The following is a 15,858-nucleotide window of genomic DNA, read 5'->3' as shown; positions in this document are numbered from 1 at the left end:
TGTGCCAACCGTTCCCGTCCCCCGGCCCCGGCGTCCTCCGCCGGGGCCCGCTTCTTACCCGGGTCTCACCCGGTGGGCCGCAGCGCGGCCAGCTGCTCCTCGAACGGCACCACCGTCAGTCCCCCGGCCGTGTCCTCCCCGGCCGTGTCCCCGCCCGTCGGCCGGGCGGCGGAGGGGGCTCCCATCAGCGCGGCCAGCTCGCCGGCCGCCCGCGTGATGCGCCCGTCCAGGCCCTCGGCGCCCCAGTCCTCGGAGGCGGCGTACACGCCGGTCGGGACGACGACGGCCTTGAGGTGGGCGAAGAGCGGACGCAGCGCGTGGTCCAGGACGAGCGAGTGCCGGGCGGTGCCGCCGGTGGCGGCGATCAGCACCGGCTTCCCGGCGAGGGCCTCCTCGTCGTGGACGCTCAGCGTGTCGAAGAACGACTTGAACAGTCCGCTGTACGACGCCGAGAACACCGGAGTGACCACGACCAGCCCGTCGGCCGCCGCCACCGCGTCGAACGCGTCGGCCAGCGCCCGCTCCGGGAAACCGCTGGTGAAGTTGTGCGCGATCGCCACGGCGAGGTCGCGCAGCTCGATCACCCGCACCTCGGCCGAGGTCGGTCCGGCGGCCGCGGCGGCCAGCCGGTCGCCGAGCAGCCGGGTGGACGACGGCACGCTCAGTCCCGCCGATACGACGACGAGCTTCATGCCCGGGCCCCTTCCTCTTCCTTCTTCTGGTCCTTCTTCTGGGCGGCGGCTTCCTTCGCGCCGGCCAGCAGCGAACCGTGGGTGGGCGCGTCCGGCACCTCGGCCGGCCGGCCCTTGGCGAACTCCTCACGCAGCACCGGCACGACCTCCTCGCCCAGCAGGTCGAGCTGCTCCAGCACGGTCTTCAGCGGCAGACCGGCGTGGTCCATCAGGAACAGCTGGCGCTGGTAGTCGCCGGCGTACTCGCGGAAGGACAGCGTCTTCTCGATCACCTGCTGCGGGGACCCCACGGTCAGCGGGGTCTGCTCGGTGAACTCCTCCAGCGAGGGCCCGTGGCCGTAGACCGGCGCGACGTCGAAGTACGGCCGGAACTCGCGCACGGCGTCCTGCGAGTTCTTCCGCATGAACACCTGACCGCCGAGACCGACGATGGCCTGCTCGGGCGTGCCGTGCCCGTAGTGGGCGTACCGGTTCCGGTACAGCTCGACCATCTGCTTGGTGTGGTGGGCCGGCCAGAAGATGTTGTTGTGGAAGAAGCCGTCGCCGTAGTACGCGGCCTGCTCGGCGATCTGCGGCGAGCGGATCGAGCCGTGCCAGACGAACGGCGGTACGCCGTCCAGCGGGCGGGGCGTGGAGGTGAAGCCCTGCAGCGGGGTGCGGAACTTCCCCTCCCAGTCGACGACGTCCTCGCGCCACAGCCGGTGCAGCAGGGCGTAGTTCTCGACGGCGAGGTTGATGCCCTGCCGGATGTCCTGCCCGAACCAGGGGTACACCGGTCCGGTGTTGCCGCGTCCCATCATCAGGTCGACCCGGCCGTCGGCCAGGTGCTGGAGCATCGCGTAGTCCTCGGCGATCTTCACCGGGTCGTTGGTGGTGATCAGGGTGGTGGAGGTGGAGAGGATCAGCCGCTCGGTGCGGGCCGCGATGTAGCCGAGCATGGTGGTCGGCGAGGACGGCACGAACGGCGGGTTGTGGTGCTCCCCGGTCGCGAAGACGTCCAGGCCCACCTCTTCGGCCTTCAGGGCGATGGCGACCATGGCCTTGATGCGCTCGCGCTCGGTCGGCGTACGCCCCGTGGTCGGGTCGGGGGTGACGTCCCCGACGGTGAAGATCCCGAACTGCATGGCCGCTCATCCTCCAGGTTGTTTACGCTTCAACTATACCCGTGAACGGCTCCCCCTCGCCCCCTATTCCCACCCCGGCCCCCTCCCTCCGGACGCCGCGGCCACGGCACCGGCACCGGACGCCGCAGCACCCCGCCCGACCACGGCCCGGACCCGCTCCCGACCGCCGTGCAGGACCGGTCGGAACCCCGCGCCGACGCGGTGCACCGCACCCGGGAGCGCTACGGCGCCGGGGCGGGCGAGACCTCCCGGCCCTCCCCCGCCCGCAGACGCGCGGCCTGCCGCGCGCCGAAGTCCGTCGTCCGCCTCATCCGGTCGATGAACAGGGCCAGCTCGGAGTCGTCCAGGTCCTCGAAGAGCGCGGCCCAGTCGCCGCCGAGGCGCTCCCACACCCGCCCGAACTCGGCGGCCCGCTCCGGCACCGTCGCCACCAGCACCCGCCGCCGGTCGCCCTCGTCCCGCTCCCGGACCACGTAGCCCGCCCGCTCCAGCCGGTCCACCAGCCGCGTCGCCGACCCGGTCGTCAGCCCGGTCAGCTCCGCGATCCGGCCGGTCGTCACCGGGCCGCCCTCCAGCGTGAGCAGGTTCAGGCACTGCAGATCGGTGGGGTGCAGGCCCAGATGGTCGGCGAGGGCCTGGTTGAACAGGGCCTGGGACGCCATGGAGCGCCGGGAGACCACGGTCAGCTCCGCCATCAGGCCCGACCGCCTGCTCTCCGGCATCTCCCGCTCCTCACCCTCTGCACCCTCTGCGGCTTCCGCGCCCTCTACTCCTTCTGTGCCCGTCCAGCGGATGTATCCCCCGCGCGGTCCGCACCAGGCGCCGTCCATCAGGTGACGCGCCGGTGACCGGAACGGGCGTGCGAAGCTGCCCGCATGCTGATCCTCCGCTCCGCCGCCCTGTTCGTCCTCGCCGCCCTGTTCGAGATCGGCGGTGCCTGGCTGGTCTGGCAGGGCGTGCGCGAGCACCGCGGCTGGATGTGGGCGGCCGGCGGCGTCCTCGCCCTCGGCGCCTACGGCTTCGTCGCCACCTTCCAGCCCGACGCCCACTTCGGCCGCGTCCTCGCCGCCTACGGCGGCATCTTCGTCGCCGGCTCGATCCTGTGGGGCGTGGTCGCGGACGGCTACCGCCCGGACCGCTGGGACATCGCCGGCGCGCTGGTGTGCCTCGCCGGCATGGCCCTGATCATGTGGGCACCGCGCAACGGCTGACGGACGGGCACCCCGGCCCGCCGGGGCACCTCGGTACCGGGGGACATCCCCGTGCCGGAACACCGCCCCGCCAAAGGCCCTCCCGCCCGCCTTATGCTGGCCGGGCCCGCCGCACCACGGCAGACCACCGCACCGCACACCGCAGCCGCGCGCCCGCGCCGTCCGAGGAGCAGCCCATGGCCACCGCCGTCCCGCCCGCCGCGTCCCGTATCGCCGTCGTCACCGGTGCGAGCAGCGGGATCGGCGCCGCCACGGCACGCCGGCTCGCCGAGGCCGGCTACCGCGTCGTCCTCACCGCCCGCCGCAAGGACCGCATCGAAGCACTCGCCGAGGAACTCACCGCGGCCGGCCACTCCGCGACGGCGTACCCGCTCGACGTCACCGACCGGGCGGCCGTCGACGAGTTCGCCACCGCCTTCAGGACCGTCGGCGTCCTCGTCAACAACGCCGGCGGCGCGCTCGGCGCCGACCCCGTCGCGACCGGCGACCCGGACGACTGGCGCACGATGTACGAGACGAACGTCATCGGCACCCTCAACCTCACCCAGGCCCTGCTGCCCAAGCTGGAGGCGAGCGGCGACGGCACGGTCGTCGTCGTGTCCTCCACCGCCGGCCACGCCACCTACGAGGGCGGCGCGGGCTACGTCGCCGCCAAGCACGCCGAACACGTCCTCGCCGAGACCCTGCGCCTGGAGATCGTCGGCCGGCCGGTGCGCGTCGTCGAGATCGCGCCCGGCATGGTCAGGACGGAGGAGTTCGCGCTCACCCGCTTCGGCGGCGACGCGGAGAAGGCAGCCAAGGTCTACGAGGGCGTCGCCGAGCCCCTGACGGCCGACGACGTCGCCGACACCATCACCTGGGCGGTGACCCGCCCGAGCCACGTCAACATCGACCTGCTCGTCGTCCGCCCGCGCGCCCAGGCGTCGAACACCAAGGTCCACCGGGAGCCGCGGTGACGGGCCCCGGGAAGCGGCGCCCGGGGCCCGGAGGGGAAGCGGGTCGTCAGCCCTTCACGCAGACGACCTGCTTCAGCTTCGCCACGACCTCCACGAGGTCCCGCTGCTGGTCGATGACCTGCTCGATCGGCTTGTAGGCACCCGGGATCTCGTCCACGACGCCGGAGTCCTTGCGGCACTCCACGCCCCGCGTCTGCTCCTCCAGGTCCTTCGTCGAGAAGCGCCGCTTCGCCGCGTTGCGGCTCATGCGCCGACCGGCGCCGTGCGAGGCCGAGTTGAAGGAGGCGGGGTTTCCGAGGCCCTTGACGATGTACGAGCCCGTGCCCATGGAACCCGGGATGATCCCGTACTCGCCGGAGCCCGCGCGGATCGCGCCCTTGCGGGTCACCAGCAGGTCCATGCCGTCGTAGCGCTCCTCGGCCACGTAGTTGTGGTGCGCGCTGATCTCCGGTTCGAAGGCCGGCTTCGCCTTCTTGAACTCCTTGCGGATCACGTCCTTCAGGAGCGCCATCATGATCGAGCGGTTGTACTTCGCGTACTCCTGCGCCCAGAACAGGTCGTTGCGGTACGCCGCCATCTGCGGGGTGTCCGCGACGAAGACGGCGAGGTCGCGGTCGACCAGGCCCTGGTTGTGCGGGAGTTGCCGGGCGACACCGATGTGGTGCTCGGCGAGTTCCTTGCCGATGTTGCGGGAACCGGAGTGCAGCATCAGCCAGACCGCACCGGAGGTGTCCACGCAGACCTCCACGAAGTGGTTTCCGCCGCCCAGCGTCCCCATCTGCTTCGCGGCCCGCTCCTCGCGGAACCTCACCGCGTCCGCCACCCCGCCGAACCGCCCCCAGAAGTCGTCCCAGCCGCCGGCCGCGAAACCGTGCAGCCGGCCCGGGTCGACCGGGTCGTCGTGCATCCCCCGCCCCACCGGGATCACCTGCTCGATCCTCGACCGCAGCCGGGAGAGATCACCGGGAAGGTCGTTCGCCGTCAGGGACGTCCGCACCGCCGACATGCCGCAGCCGATGTCGACGCCCACCGCCGCCGGGCACACCGCACCCTGCATCGCGATGACCGACCCGACCGTCGCGCCCTTTCCGTAGTGCACGTCCGGCATCACGGCCAGGCCCTTGATCCACGGCAGGGTCGCCACGTTCCGCAGCTGCTGGAGGGCGCCCTCCTCGACCGTCGCCGGGTCCGTCCACAGACGGATCGGCACCTTCGCACCCGGCAGTTCCACGTACGACATAACGCCTTCTTTCCCCCGGCACACGAACAGAAGTATCGAAAGATCCAGAATCGCAAAACCGGCGCCGAGGTCGGTGAAAAGGGATGACGGACCGGCGTCCACGGCAGTGCGTGCGATACACATTGTCTGCGGGGGGCGCCCCCCTGCGGCAAGCGAATAACCAGCGGGGACACTGGGGGAACACCAGTGAGGACGCTGGGAACCCCGCGGGCCCGCCGGCCCGCACCCACACCGTCGAGAGGAGCCCGGCCGTGCAGCGGAGGGTGTACGTACCCGGCGTCGCCGCACTTCTGGCGGCCGTGCTGGCCGGCTGCACCGGTGGCTCGGGCGACGGCGGCACGGCGGACAACTCCAACCCGGGGAGCGCCGGCACCGCGACGCAGGCGGCCCAGCCCGGCAGGTACGCCACGCTCCCCGAGCCCTGCGGCGTGGTCGGCGACCGGACGCTCGAGGAACTCCTGCCCGGCCTCCGGGAGTTGACCGACGAGACGCAGCGCGAGAAGGCGTACGCGGGCGAGGCGACCCTCACCTACGACACCGACCGCAAGGTGGGCTGCCGTTGGAAGGTGGAGTCCGCGGAGGCGACCGACCACCTGCTGGTCGACTTCGAGCGGATCGTCTCCTACGACAACGCCGTCAGCGACGACAGCCAGGCCGAGCAGCTCTTCGCGAGGAAGCGGGCCGCGGCGCACCTCCCGGAGCCGCAGGCCACGCGCTCCGGTTCGACCGGCACCGACAGCAGCCCTTCCGCGGACCCGAGTTCGTCGCCGTCCTCGTCCGACTCCCCGTCCGGTTCCTCCTCTCCTCCCCCCTCGTCCGGTTCCTCCTCGGCGTCCGATTCGCCCGCCGACCTCCAGCCCCGGCTCCTGGAGGGTCTCGGCGACGAGGCCTTCCTCGACGACGCGCTGGACAGCTCCGGTTCGACCGCCCAGCAGCGCACGGTGACTGTGGCGTTCCGCACGTCCAACGTCATCGTGACCGTCGAGTACGCGGAGCAGCCGGCGGTCGTCGGCGTCGCCCCGGACAGCAAGGAAATGCAGGACAGGGCACGGAAACTGGCCTCCCGGCTGGCCGATTCGCTGAGCGGCTGAGCACCCTTCACGGCTGCTCCGCGCCCGTGCGCACAGCGCGCGAAGGAGGACCGCACGGACGACTCACCGCGTACCGTGACCCCTCGGACCCCGTTCTGACCGCAGGGAACACGAGCGTCATGAGTGAAGGAACCATGCAGCGACGAGCACAGCGAGACCAGCGTGAAGACCAGCGAGTGAAGCGCCTTGCCCGCGTCCTTGTCTGCGCGGCTGTCGTCCCCGTGATGCTGGTCGCCGCCGGCTGCTCCTCGGACTCCGGCTCCGACGACGGCAAGGACAAGGCGGCAAAGGCGTCGGCGTCGGCCTCGGCGAGTCCGTCCCCGACGGTGCGGGCGGCCGCGTACGGGACGCTCCCGGAGTCGTGCAAGGTCCTGCCGAAGAAGACCTTGGAGGACCTCGTCCCGAAGGCGAAGTCCGGCAAGGAGGGCGCGTCGGACGACGTGGCGACGCGCGCCAGTTGCTCCTGGAGCAGCCTCGACAACAACGGCGTGAAGGGCTCGCAGTTCCGCTGGCTGAACGTGTCGCTGCTGCGCTTCGAGTCGGACGTGACGCGGGGCCCGGGGGACGAGCTGGCCAAGGAGTACTACGACAAGCAGGTGCGGGACGCGCAGGCGGTCGAGGGCGCCCAGAAGACCGAGGCGGAGCCGCTCGCCGAGACCGGCGACGAGGCGACGGCCGTGCGGTACGACCTGAAGAAGAAGGAAGGCACCTTCAAGCAGCAGACGGTGGTGGTGCGCGTGGAGAACGTGGTCGTCACCCTCGACTACAACGGTGCCGGTCTCGCCGGTGACAAGACCCCCAGCGCCGACGACCTGATGAAGGACGCGCAGAAGGCGGCCAAGGAGGCGGTGGCCGCGGTGACCAAGGCGAACGACGAGGGCACCGGGGCCGGTGAGTCGAGCGGCTCGCCGTCGGAAGCGGGCTCGCCGTCGGCGTCGGGCGCGGACTCGGAGACGGAGTCCGCCTCCAAGGCGTCGGCCAAGGGCTGACCGGGCGTTGAACCAGAACCGGCCACCCGTCCTCCGCACACATGTGCCACTCTGTTGCGCGCAACAACACGCAACCGGAGGGGAGTACGGGTGGCCGCGCCACTGCAGCTGACACGGATGCACCGGGTTCTCATCGGCGTGGTCGTCACCGGTGCCGTGATCATCGCCGGAATCGGCTTCGCGGGTTCGTACGCGGCCGTCCGGGAACTGGCCCTGAAGAAGGGCTTCGGGGACTTCAGCTACGTCTTCCCGATCGGCATCGACGCCGGTATCTGCGTCCTGCTGGCCCTGGACCTGCTGCTGACGTGGATCCGCATCCCCTTCCCGCTGCTGCGGCAGACGGCGTGGCTGCTGACGGCGGCGACGATCGCCTTCAACGGTGCGGCGGCGTGGCCGGATCCGCTCGGCGTGGGCATGCACGGGGTGATCCCGGTGCTGTTCGTGGTCTCGGTGGAGGCGGCCCGGCACGCGATCGGCCGGATCGCCGACATCACCGCCGACAAGCACATGGAGGGCGTCCGCCTCACCCGGTGGCTGCTCTCTCCGGTCCCCACGTTCCTGCTCTGGCGGCGGATGAAGCTGTGGGAGCTGCGCTCCTACGAGCAGGTGATCAAGCTGGAGCAGGAGCGTCTGGTCTACCAGGCCCGGCTGCGTTCCCGCTTCGGCCGCGCCTGGCGCCGCAAGGCCCCGGTGGAGGCCCTGATGCCGCTGCGCCTGGCCAAGTACGGCGTCCCCCTCGCCGAGACCGCCCCGGCGGGCCTGGCGGCGGCGGGCATAGAACCGGCGCTGATCCCGCCGGCGCCGCAGCCCGACCGGGCCGAGGTCACGCGGGACGACCGGACGGCGCCCGTCCTGCGGAAGGCGGCACCGCCCGCCGAGCAGCGCCCCGAGCTGGTCGCCGACCGGAGCCCGGAGCCGGAGCCGCTACGGGACGCCGAACCGGAGCCGGTGCAAAACGCCGAGCCGGAGCCGGACGCGGAGCCCGCGCGGGACGAGCCCGCCCCCGACCAGCAGAACCCCTGGCTGCACGCCCGGAACCCGCAGTCCGTCGAGTACCACGGGGGCTACGACCCCACGTACGACCCGGACGCCGCGTACGCCCAGTGGTACGCGGAGCAGCAGCAGGCCGAGCAGTACCAGGACCAGTACCAGGAGGAGCCCCCCGTCCAGGAGCCCTCTCCGGAGGAGACCGGCAGCTTTCCGATCCCGGTGAGCCCGGGCCGCACGCGCGAGCTCGGCGAGGGCGGCGGCACCCCGGTCGCCGAGCCGGACGAGGAGGCGTACTACCAGGTGTTCCGCCAGTCGATAGACGGCAGCTACCCCACGCCCCGGGTCCTCGGCGACAACATCCAGGCGACCTACGGCACGACGCTGAGCCCCAGCGCCCTGAAGGTCCTCGCGGAACGCTTCCAGAAGCGCCACTCGGCGGAGCTGGAGGAGGACCACATCGCCTAGCCGCGACGCGGGACGGAACGAAGGACGGGACGAAAGCCGAAAAGGGGGCGCCCGGTGATTTCACCGGGCGCCCCCTTTTTCGTCACCCTCGTCGGCCTCGTCGGCCTCGTCGTCGTCCTTCTCGACGTCGGACCGCGGGCCGCCTACTCCCCGAGCAGCGTCCGCACCCGGTCCTGCCCCACCGCGAGCAGCAGCGTGGGCAGGCGCGGGCCGGTGTCCCGCCCGACCAGCAGGTGGTAGAGCAGCGCGAAGAACGACCGCTGGGCGGTCTTGATCTCCGGCGGCAGCTCCTTGGGCGTGGCGTCGGCGGAGAAGCCGGCCCGGACCTTGGGCACGCCGTAGACGAGGTGGGTGAGCCCGTCCAGCGACCAGTGGTCGGCGAGCCCGTCGAGCAGCAGCCGCAGGGCCTTGCGGTCCTCCTCGTCGAGCGACTTCAGCAGCTCGGCGTCGGGCTCGGTGCGGACGATGGTGCGCTGGTCGGCGGGGACGTGGGTGTTGATCCACGCCTCGGCCTTGTCGTAGCGCGGCCGGGCCTCGTCGAGCGAGGCGAGCGGGTCGGCCGGGTCGAGCTCGCTGAGGATGCGCAGCGCCTGGTCCTCGTGGCCGGCGGTGATGTCGGCCACCGAGGCGAGGGTGCGGTACGGCAGCGGCCGGGGCGTCCGCGGCAGCTCGCCGCTCGCCGTGCGCACCGCGCGGGAGTGCGCGGCGACGTCGGCGGGCAGCGCGGAGCCGTCGGCGACCTTGGCGTCGAGCCGGTCCCACTCGTCGTAGAGGCGCTGGATCTCCTGGTCGAAGGCGATCTTGAAGGACTGGTTGGGCTTGCGGCGGGCGTACAGCCAGCGCAGCAGCTGGGGCTCCATGATCCTCAGCGCGTCGGCGGGCGTGGGCACGCCGCCGCGCGAGGACGACATCTTGGCCATGCCGCTGATGCCGACGAAGGCGTACATGGGGCCGATGGGCTGCTTGCCGCCGAAGATCCCGACGATCTGCCCGCCGACCTGGAACGACGACCCGGGCGAGGAGTGGTCCACGCCGCTCGGCTCGAAGACCACGCCCTCGTAGGCCCACCGCATGGGCCAGTCGACCTTCCAGACCAGCTTGCCGCGGTTGAACTCGCTGAGCCGGACGGTCTCGGAGAAGCCGCACGAGGTGCAGGCGTACGTCAGCTCGGTGGAGTCGTCGTCGTAGGAGGTGACGGTGGTGAGGTCCTTCTCGCAGTTGCCGCAGTACGGCTTGTACGGGAAGTACCCGGCGGAGCCGGAGCTGCCGTCGTCCTCGGCGGCGGCGCCCGAGCCCTCGGCGGCCTCCAGCTCGGCCTCGTCGACCGGCTTCTGCTGCTGCTTCTTGCGGGCGGCGTCGGCCGGCTTCGGCTTGGTCCGGTACTGGGCGAGGACCGCGTCGATGTCGTGCCGGTGCTTCATGGCGTGCAGGATCTGCTCGCGGTAGGCGCCGGAGGTGTACTGCTCGGTCTGGCTGATCCCGTCGAACTCCACGCCCAGCTCGGCCAGCGACTCGGTCATCGCGGCCTTGAAGTGCTCCGCCCAGTTCGGGTGCGGGGAACCTTCGGGCGCCGGGACGGAGGTCAGCGGCTTGCCGATGTGCTCGGACCAGGACTCGTCGACGCCGGCGATGCCGGCCGGGACCTTGCGGTACCGGTCGTAGTCGTCCCAGGAGATCAGGTGCCGGACCCGGTGGCCGCGGCGCCGGATCTCGTCGGCGACGAGGTGCGGGGTCATGACCTCGCGGAGGTTGCCCAGGTGGATCGGGCCGGACGGCGACAGCCCGGACGCGACGACGACCGGTTTGCCCGGGGCCCGACGCTCCGACTCCTCGATGACCTCATCCGCGAAACGGGAGACCCAGTCGGTGGTCTCGGTGCTCTGAGCCACGATCGGCACGTCCTTCTTTCTGCTGGGGCAGCCACTACGGTCGCACGGCTGACCGCTCCATTCTCCCAGGCTGGGCCGCATCCGCGAAAACCGCTTTTCACCGCGTGGGATACTCGGTTTCCGTAGCAGTCCACGAACCCGAGAGAACGGCAGCCACTCCATGGCCTCGGTCACGTCCCTCAACGACTCCGTCCAGCAGCAGCTCGCGTCCGCCCTTTCGGCCACCCGGCCGGAGGCAGCCGGCGCGGACCCGCTGCTGCGACGAAGCGACCGGGCGGACTTCCAGGCCAACGGCATCCTCGCGCTGGCCAAGAAGGCGAAGGCGAACCCGCGGGAGCTGGCCGCCGAGGTCGTCGCGCACGTGGTCACCGGTGACGTGATCAAGGACGTCGAGGTGTCCGGACCGGGCTTCCTCAACATCACGATCACGGACCGGGCGATCATCGAGAACCTGGCCGCGCGGTACGCGGACGACACCGGCCGCCTCGGCGTACCGTTCGCCGAGCGGCCCGGCACCACGGTGATCGACTACGCCCAGCCGAACGTGGCGAAGGAGATGCACGTCGGGCACCTGCGGTCCGCGGTGATCGGCGACTCGGTGGTCCAGCTCCTGGAGTTCACCGGCGAGAACGTGATCCGCCGCCACCACATCGGCGACTGGGGCACCCAGTTCGGCATGCTCATCCAGTACCTGGACGAGCACCCGCACGAGCTGGACCACAAGTCCGCCGAGGACGGCGCGGTCTCCGGCGAGGAGGCGATGTCGAACCTCGACCGCCTCTACAAGGCGGCCCGGAAGCTCTTCGACTCCGACGAGGAGTTCAAGACGCGCGCCCGGCGCCGGGTGGTCGACCTGCAGGCGGGCGACCCGGCCACGCTCGCCATGTGGCAGAGGTTCGTCGACGAGTCGAAGATCTACTTCTTCTCCGTCTTCGAGAAGCTGGACATGGAGATCCGCGACCCCGACATCGTCGGCGAGTCCGGCTACAACGACATGCTCGCCGAGACCTGCCGCCTGCTGGAGGAGTCGGGTGTCGCGGTCCGCTCCGAGGGCGCGCTGTGCGTGTTCTTCGACGACATCAAGGGCCCGGACGGCAAGCCGGTCCCGTTGATCGTGCAGAAGTCGGACGGCGGCTTCGGCTACGCGGCGACCGACCTGTCGGCGATCCGCGACCGCGTCTTCCACCTGAAGGCGGACACGCTGCTGTACGTGGTGGACGCCCGCCAGGCGCTGCACTTCAGGATGGTCTTCGAGACCGCGCGCCGGGCCGGCTGGCTGAACGACGACGTGAAGGCGGTCCAGCTCGCCTTCGGCACGGTCCTCGGCAAGGACGGCAAGCCGTTCAAGACCCGTGCGGGCGAGACGGTCCGCCTGGTCGACCTGCTGGACGAGGCGATCGAGCGTGCGTCCGCCGTCGTCCGGGAGAAGGCGCAGGACCTGTCCGAGGAGGAGATCGCCGAGCGGGGCACCCAGGTGGGCATCGGCGCGGTGAAGTACGCGGACCTGTCGACGTCGGCGAACCGGGACTACAAGTTCGACCTGGACCAGATGGTCTCGCTGAACGGCGACACGTCCGTCTACCTCCAGTACGCCTACGCCCGTATCCGCTCGATCCTGCGCAAGGCCCCCGAGGGTGTCTGCCCGGCGGCGCACCCGGAGCTGTCCCTGCACGAGGCGGAGCGGGCGCTGGGCCTGCACGTGGACGCGTTCGCGGAGACGGTGGCGGAGGCGGCGCGGGAGTACGCCCCGCACAAGCTGGCGGCGTACCTCTACCAACTGGCGTCCCTGTACACGTCGTTCTACGACAAGTGCCCGGTGCTGAAGGCCGAGTCGCCCGAGCAGGTGGCCAACCGCCTGTTCCTGTGCGACGTCACGGCCGCCACGCTGCACCGGGGCATGGCGCTGCTGGGCATCCGGACGCCCGAGCGGCTCTGAGCGGCCGCCGCTCCCGGCCCCCGCACGCACGCGCCGCGGCCCGTCCTCCCTTCGGGGAGAAGACGGGCCGCGGCGCGTTCCGGACGACCGGGCGCCGGCCCCCGGCCCGATCAGGCGGGTCCGGGGTCGGCGCGGTCGGTCAGGGGTGCAGCACGACCTTCGTGTAGCCCTCGATCCGCTTGTCGAACTTGTCGTAGGCCGACGGCGCCTGGTCCAGGCCCAGTTCGTGGGAGACGACGAAGCTGGGCTTCGCCCTGCCCTCGATGATCATGTCGCGCAGTTGCCGGTTGTAGCGCTTCACGTTGCACTGGCCCGTCCCCATCCGCAGGCCCTTCTCGAAGAGCTTGCCGATCGCGACGAGGAGCATGCCCTGCTTGGCCTGCTCGTCCGGGCCTCCCGGGTCGGACGGGACGTAGAGGCCGGGCACGCCGAGCGCTCCGGTGGGCCTGACCGTGCCGACGAGCGAGTTCAGCACGACCGCCGGTTCCTCGTGGCCGGCCCCCTGCGCCATCGCCTGGTAACCGACGGCGTCCACGCCCTTGTCGGTGCCGACGCCCTCGGTCTGCTCCTTGATCTGCTCGACCGGGTCTCCCTCGGCGAAGTTGATCGGGACCGCGCCGATCTCCTCGGCCTTCTGCAGGCGCTCGGGGACCCGGTCCACGGAGAACACCTTCTTCGCGCCGCGCAGCAGGGCCGAGTAGGCGGCCATGAGCCCGACCGGTCCCGCCCCGTACACCGCGACGCTCTCGCCGGGACGGACGTCGGCGAGTTCGCAGCCGTGGTAGCCGGTGGGGAAGATGTCGGCGAGCAGGATGAAATCGGTCTCGTGTTCCTTCCCCTCGGGAAGTTTCAGGCAGTTGAAGTCGGCGTAGGGGACGCGCAGGTATTCGGCCTGCCCGCCCTGCCAGGGACCCATGGCGACATAGCCGTAGGCACCGCCGGCGAATCCGGGATTGACGGTCGTGCAGTACCCGGTGAATCCCGCGGCGCAGTTGGGACAGAATCCGCAGGCGACGTTGAAGGGCATGACCACGCGGTCGCCCTCCTTGAGCAGGGTGACGCCCTCGCCGACCTCCTCGATGATTCCCATGTTCTCGTGTCCGAAGACGATGCCGGGCTCGGCGCCGGTACGGCCCTCGTACATGTGCAGGTCGGAACCACAGATCGCGGTGGAGGTGACCCGTACGACCACATCGTTCGGGTGCTGGATCCGGGGCTTGTCGACCTCTTCGACCGCAACGGTGAACGGCTCCTTGTAAACGACGGCCTTCATGCTCGTGACCTCCGCTCGGCAGTGCAGGCGTCCGGTCACGCGTCCGTCTCCGCTTTCTCCGCGTGACCCATCTCTCATGATTCTCCGGGCCACACAATCGGGCAAGTCGGTAATCTCGCGATGAAAGGAACGCTCCATGCCGCACCGGCACCTCATGAAGGTGAGAGAGAAGTGCCAGCACAACGCCTGGGGACCCTGCTGGTCCCCGTGCCGGGTCTGTCCGGCACCACCTATCCGCCGGGGACGACCGTGACCGTCCGTGGCCGGGGCGCTACCGTCGACGCCTTCGTCGACGGCGACTGGCTCCCCCTGGCGTGGTGGGAGTTCTCCGACGGCCTGCGCGAGGACATCGCCGACCGCTGAGGCCCCCGCGCGGTCCGTGGCCGACCGGGAGACCCCGCCCCGAAGAGCGGGCGTCCCGGCCGTCAGGTGACCTTGACCCAGTCCAGGGTGCGCTCCACGGCGAGCTTCCAGCCCGCGTAGCCCTCCTGCCGCTGCTCCTCGCTCCACTGGGGGCTCCAGCGCTTCGACTCCTGCCAGTGGGAGCGCAGCTCGTCGGTGTCGCTCCAGAAGCCGGTGGCGAGTCCGGCCGCGTAGGCGGCGCCCAGCGCGGTGGTCTCGGCGACCACCGGCCGGCTGACGGGCACGCCCAGCACGTCCGCCTGGATCTGCATGCACAGGTCGTTCGCGGTCACCCCGCCGTCGACCTTGAGCACGTCCAGGTGGACGCCCGAATCCTGCTCCATGGCGTCGACCACGTCGCGGCTCTGGTAGCAGATGGCCTCCAGCGTGGCGCGGGCCACGTGCGCGTTGGTGTTGTAACGGGCGAGGCCGACCATCGCGCCGCGGGCGTCCGAGCGCCAGTACGGGGCGAACAGGCCGGAGAAGGCCGGGACGAAGTACATGCCGCCGTTGTCCTCCACCAGGCGGGCCAGGTGCTCGCTCTCCGCCGCGGTCCTGATGATCTTCAGCTGGTCGCGCAGCCACTGCACGGCGGCGCCGGTGACGGCGATGGACCCCTCCAGCGCGTAGACGGCGGGGCTGCCCGCGAACTGGTACGCCACGGTGGTCAGCAGGCCGTGCTGCGAGCGCACCAGCTCCGTACCGGTGTTGAGGACCAGGAAGTTGCCGGTGCCGTAGGTGTTCTTGGCCTCGCCGGGGGCGAAGCAGACCTGGCCGACGGTCGCCGCGTGCTGGTCGCCGAGGACGCCGGTGATCGGGACCGCGGCGCCCAGCGGCCGGGACTTGCGGGCCTGGCCGAAGGCCTCGGGATCGGACGAGGGGTTGATGACCGGCAGCATGGCGCGCGGAATGCCGAAGATCCCCAGCAGTTCGTCGTCCCAGTCCAGGGTCTCCAGGTTCATCAGCATGGTGCGGCTGGCGTTGGTGACGTCGGTGGCGTGCACACCGCCGTTGGGGCCGCCGGTGAGGTTCCACAGCACCCAGGCGTCCGTGTTGCCGAAGAGGGCGTGGCCCGCCTCGGCGGCCTCGCGCAGCCCGTCCACGTTCTCCAGCAGCCACTTGATCTTGCCGGCGGAGAAGTAGGTGGCCGGCGGCAGGCCCGCCCGGTGGCGGATGGTGTCGCCGTGACCGTCGCGTTCGAGGGCGGCGGCGATGCTGTCGGTGCGGGTGTCCTGCCAGACGATGGCGTTGTAGTAGGGACGGCCGGTGCGGGGGTCCCACACCACGGTCGTCTCCCGCTGGTTGGTGATGCCGATCGCCTTCAGGTCGGCGGCGGTCAGTCCGCCTTCGCGCAGGCCGTTCTGGATCACCGTGTTGGTGCGCTCCCAGATCTCCACCGGATCGTGCTCGACCCAGCCGGACCGCGGCAGGATCTGCTGGTGCTCGAGCTGGTGCTTGGCCACCTCGTTGCCTGAGTGGTCGAAAATCATGAAGCGCGTACTGGTGGTTCCCTGATCCACCGCGCCGACGAATTCGGGCATCGTTGCCGCCTCTTCTCGTGTTCCTGGTGTCGTTGCGCTCCGGGGGCGACGGTCCTGAC

The 15,858-nt window shown here is 71.0% G+C and carries 14 protein-coding genes; 7 read left to right on the top strand and 7 right to left on the bottom strand.

The window, feature by feature from the left end:
* Window positions 1-65: 65 nt before the first annotated feature.
* From CP969_RS22295 to CP969_RS22285, 3 genes are all read right to left on the bottom strand, one after another.
* Window positions 66-692, bottom strand: coding sequence for a CE1759 family FMN reductase (locus CP969_RS22295; RefSeq protein WP_004984808.1), 627 nt, complete (start codon window positions 690-692; stop codon window positions 66-68).
* A complete protein-coding gene (locus tag CP969_RS22290) occupies window positions 689-1,816 on the bottom strand; it encodes an LLM class flavin-dependent oxidoreductase (protein WP_004984810.1) in 1,128 nt (375 codons plus the stop codon). Before CP969_RS22290 ends, CP969_RS22295 begins: the two co-directional genes overlap by 4 nt.
* A 221-nt stretch (window positions 1,817-2,037) precedes the next feature.
* The gene (locus CP969_RS22285; protein WP_016825137.1) at window positions 2,038-2,538 is read right to left on the bottom strand and encodes a MarR family winged helix-turn-helix transcriptional regulator; all 501 of its coding nucleotides are present in this window, start codon (window positions 2,536-2,538) and stop codon (window positions 2,038-2,040) included.
* 153 nt (window positions 2,539-2,691) lie between these two features.
* On the opposite strand from CP969_RS22285, the gene CP969_RS22280 reads away from it, so the two are divergent.
* Together CP969_RS22280 and CP969_RS22275 are read left to right on the top strand one after the other, a co-directional pair.
* On the top strand, window positions 2,692-3,027 hold the full coding sequence (locus CP969_RS22280; RefSeq protein WP_004984815.1) for a YnfA family protein: 336 nt from the start codon (window positions 2,692-2,694) through the stop codon (window positions 3,025-3,027).
* 176 nt (window positions 3,028-3,203) lie between these two features.
* A complete protein-coding gene (locus CP969_RS22275) occupies window positions 3,204-3,983 on the top strand; it encodes an SDR family NAD(P)-dependent oxidoreductase (RefSeq protein ID WP_004984816.1) in 780 nt (259 codons plus the stop codon).
* 46 nt (window positions 3,984-4,029) lie between these two features.
* Here CP969_RS22275 and CP969_RS22270 read toward each other — a convergent pair whose 3' ends face one another.
* The gene (locus CP969_RS22270) at window positions 4,030-5,223 is read right to left on the bottom strand and encodes an RtcB family protein (protein ID WP_016825138.1); all 1,194 of its coding nucleotides are present in this window, start codon (window positions 5,221-5,223) and stop codon (window positions 4,030-4,032) included.
* A gap of 251 nt (window positions 5,224-5,474) precedes the next feature.
* On the opposite strand from CP969_RS22270, the gene CP969_RS22265 reads away from it, so the two are divergent.
* The 3 genes from CP969_RS22265 to CP969_RS22255 all read left to right on the top strand — a co-directional run bounded on the left by CP969_RS22265 (window position 5,475) and on the right by CP969_RS22255 (window position 8,758).
* On the top strand, window positions 5,475-6,314 hold the full coding sequence (locus CP969_RS22265) for a hypothetical protein (RefSeq protein WP_016825139.1): 840 nt from the start codon (window positions 5,475-5,477) through the stop codon (window positions 6,312-6,314).
* Window positions 6,315-6,433: 119 nt separating this feature from the next.
* Complete coding sequence (locus tag CP969_RS22260) at window positions 6,434-7,303, top strand: DUF3558 family protein (protein WP_026084975.1); 870 nt, start codon at window positions 6,434-6,436, stop codon at window positions 7,301-7,303.
* A 90-nt stretch (window positions 7,304-7,393) separates the two neighbouring features.
* Window positions 7,394-8,758, top strand: coding sequence for a DUF2637 domain-containing protein (locus tag CP969_RS22255; protein WP_016825141.1), 1,365 nt, complete (start codon window positions 7,394-7,396; stop codon window positions 8,756-8,758).
* A gap of 143 nt (window positions 8,759-8,901) precedes the next feature.
* Here the strand turns inward: CP969_RS22255 and lysS are convergent, their stop codons facing one another.
* A complete protein-coding gene (lysS, locus tag CP969_RS22250) occupies window positions 8,902-10,656 on the bottom strand; it encodes a lysine--tRNA ligase (RefSeq protein WP_016825142.1) in 1,755 nt (584 codons plus the stop codon).
* A gap of 151 nt (window positions 10,657-10,807) precedes the next feature.
* Here lysS and argS point away from each other — a divergent pair, with 151 nt between their 5' ends.
* Window positions 10,808-12,583: an arginine--tRNA ligase gene (gene argS / locus CP969_RS22245; RefSeq protein ID WP_016825143.1), complete on the top strand. Its 1,776-nt coding sequence runs from the start codon at window positions 10,808-10,810 to the stop codon at window positions 12,581-12,583.
* 139 nt (window positions 12,584-12,722) lie between these two features.
* On the opposite strand, the gene CP969_RS22240 is transcribed toward argS, so the two are convergent.
* Entirely contained in the window at window positions 12,723-13,856 is a 1,134-nt protein-coding gene (locus tag CP969_RS22240; RefSeq protein WP_026084976.1) for a glutathione-independent formaldehyde dehydrogenase, read from the bottom strand.
* Window positions 13,857-14,027: 171 nt separating this feature from the next.
* Between CP969_RS22240 and CP969_RS22235 the strand changes: the two genes are divergently transcribed.
* Window positions 14,028-14,219, top strand: coding sequence for a hypothetical protein (locus CP969_RS22235; RefSeq protein WP_004984826.1), 192 nt, complete (start codon window positions 14,028-14,030; stop codon window positions 14,217-14,219).
* 62 nt (window positions 14,220-14,281) lie between these two features.
* Here CP969_RS22235 and glpK read toward each other — a convergent pair whose 3' ends face one another.
* A complete protein-coding gene (gene glpK / locus CP969_RS22230) occupies window positions 14,282-15,799 on the bottom strand; it encodes a glycerol kinase GlpK (RefSeq protein WP_004984827.1) in 1,518 nt (505 codons plus the stop codon).
* Window positions 15,800-15,858 lie beyond the last annotated feature (59 nt).

It is taken from the genome of Streptomyces viridosporus T7A (assembly GCF_008704515.1).
Classification (GTDB): Bacteria; Actinomycetota; Actinomycetes; order Streptomycetales; family Streptomycetaceae; genus Streptomyces; species Streptomyces viridosporus.
The sequence above is the reverse complement of the archived record's forward strand: the minus strand, read 5'-3'. Positions and strand labels throughout refer to the sequence as shown.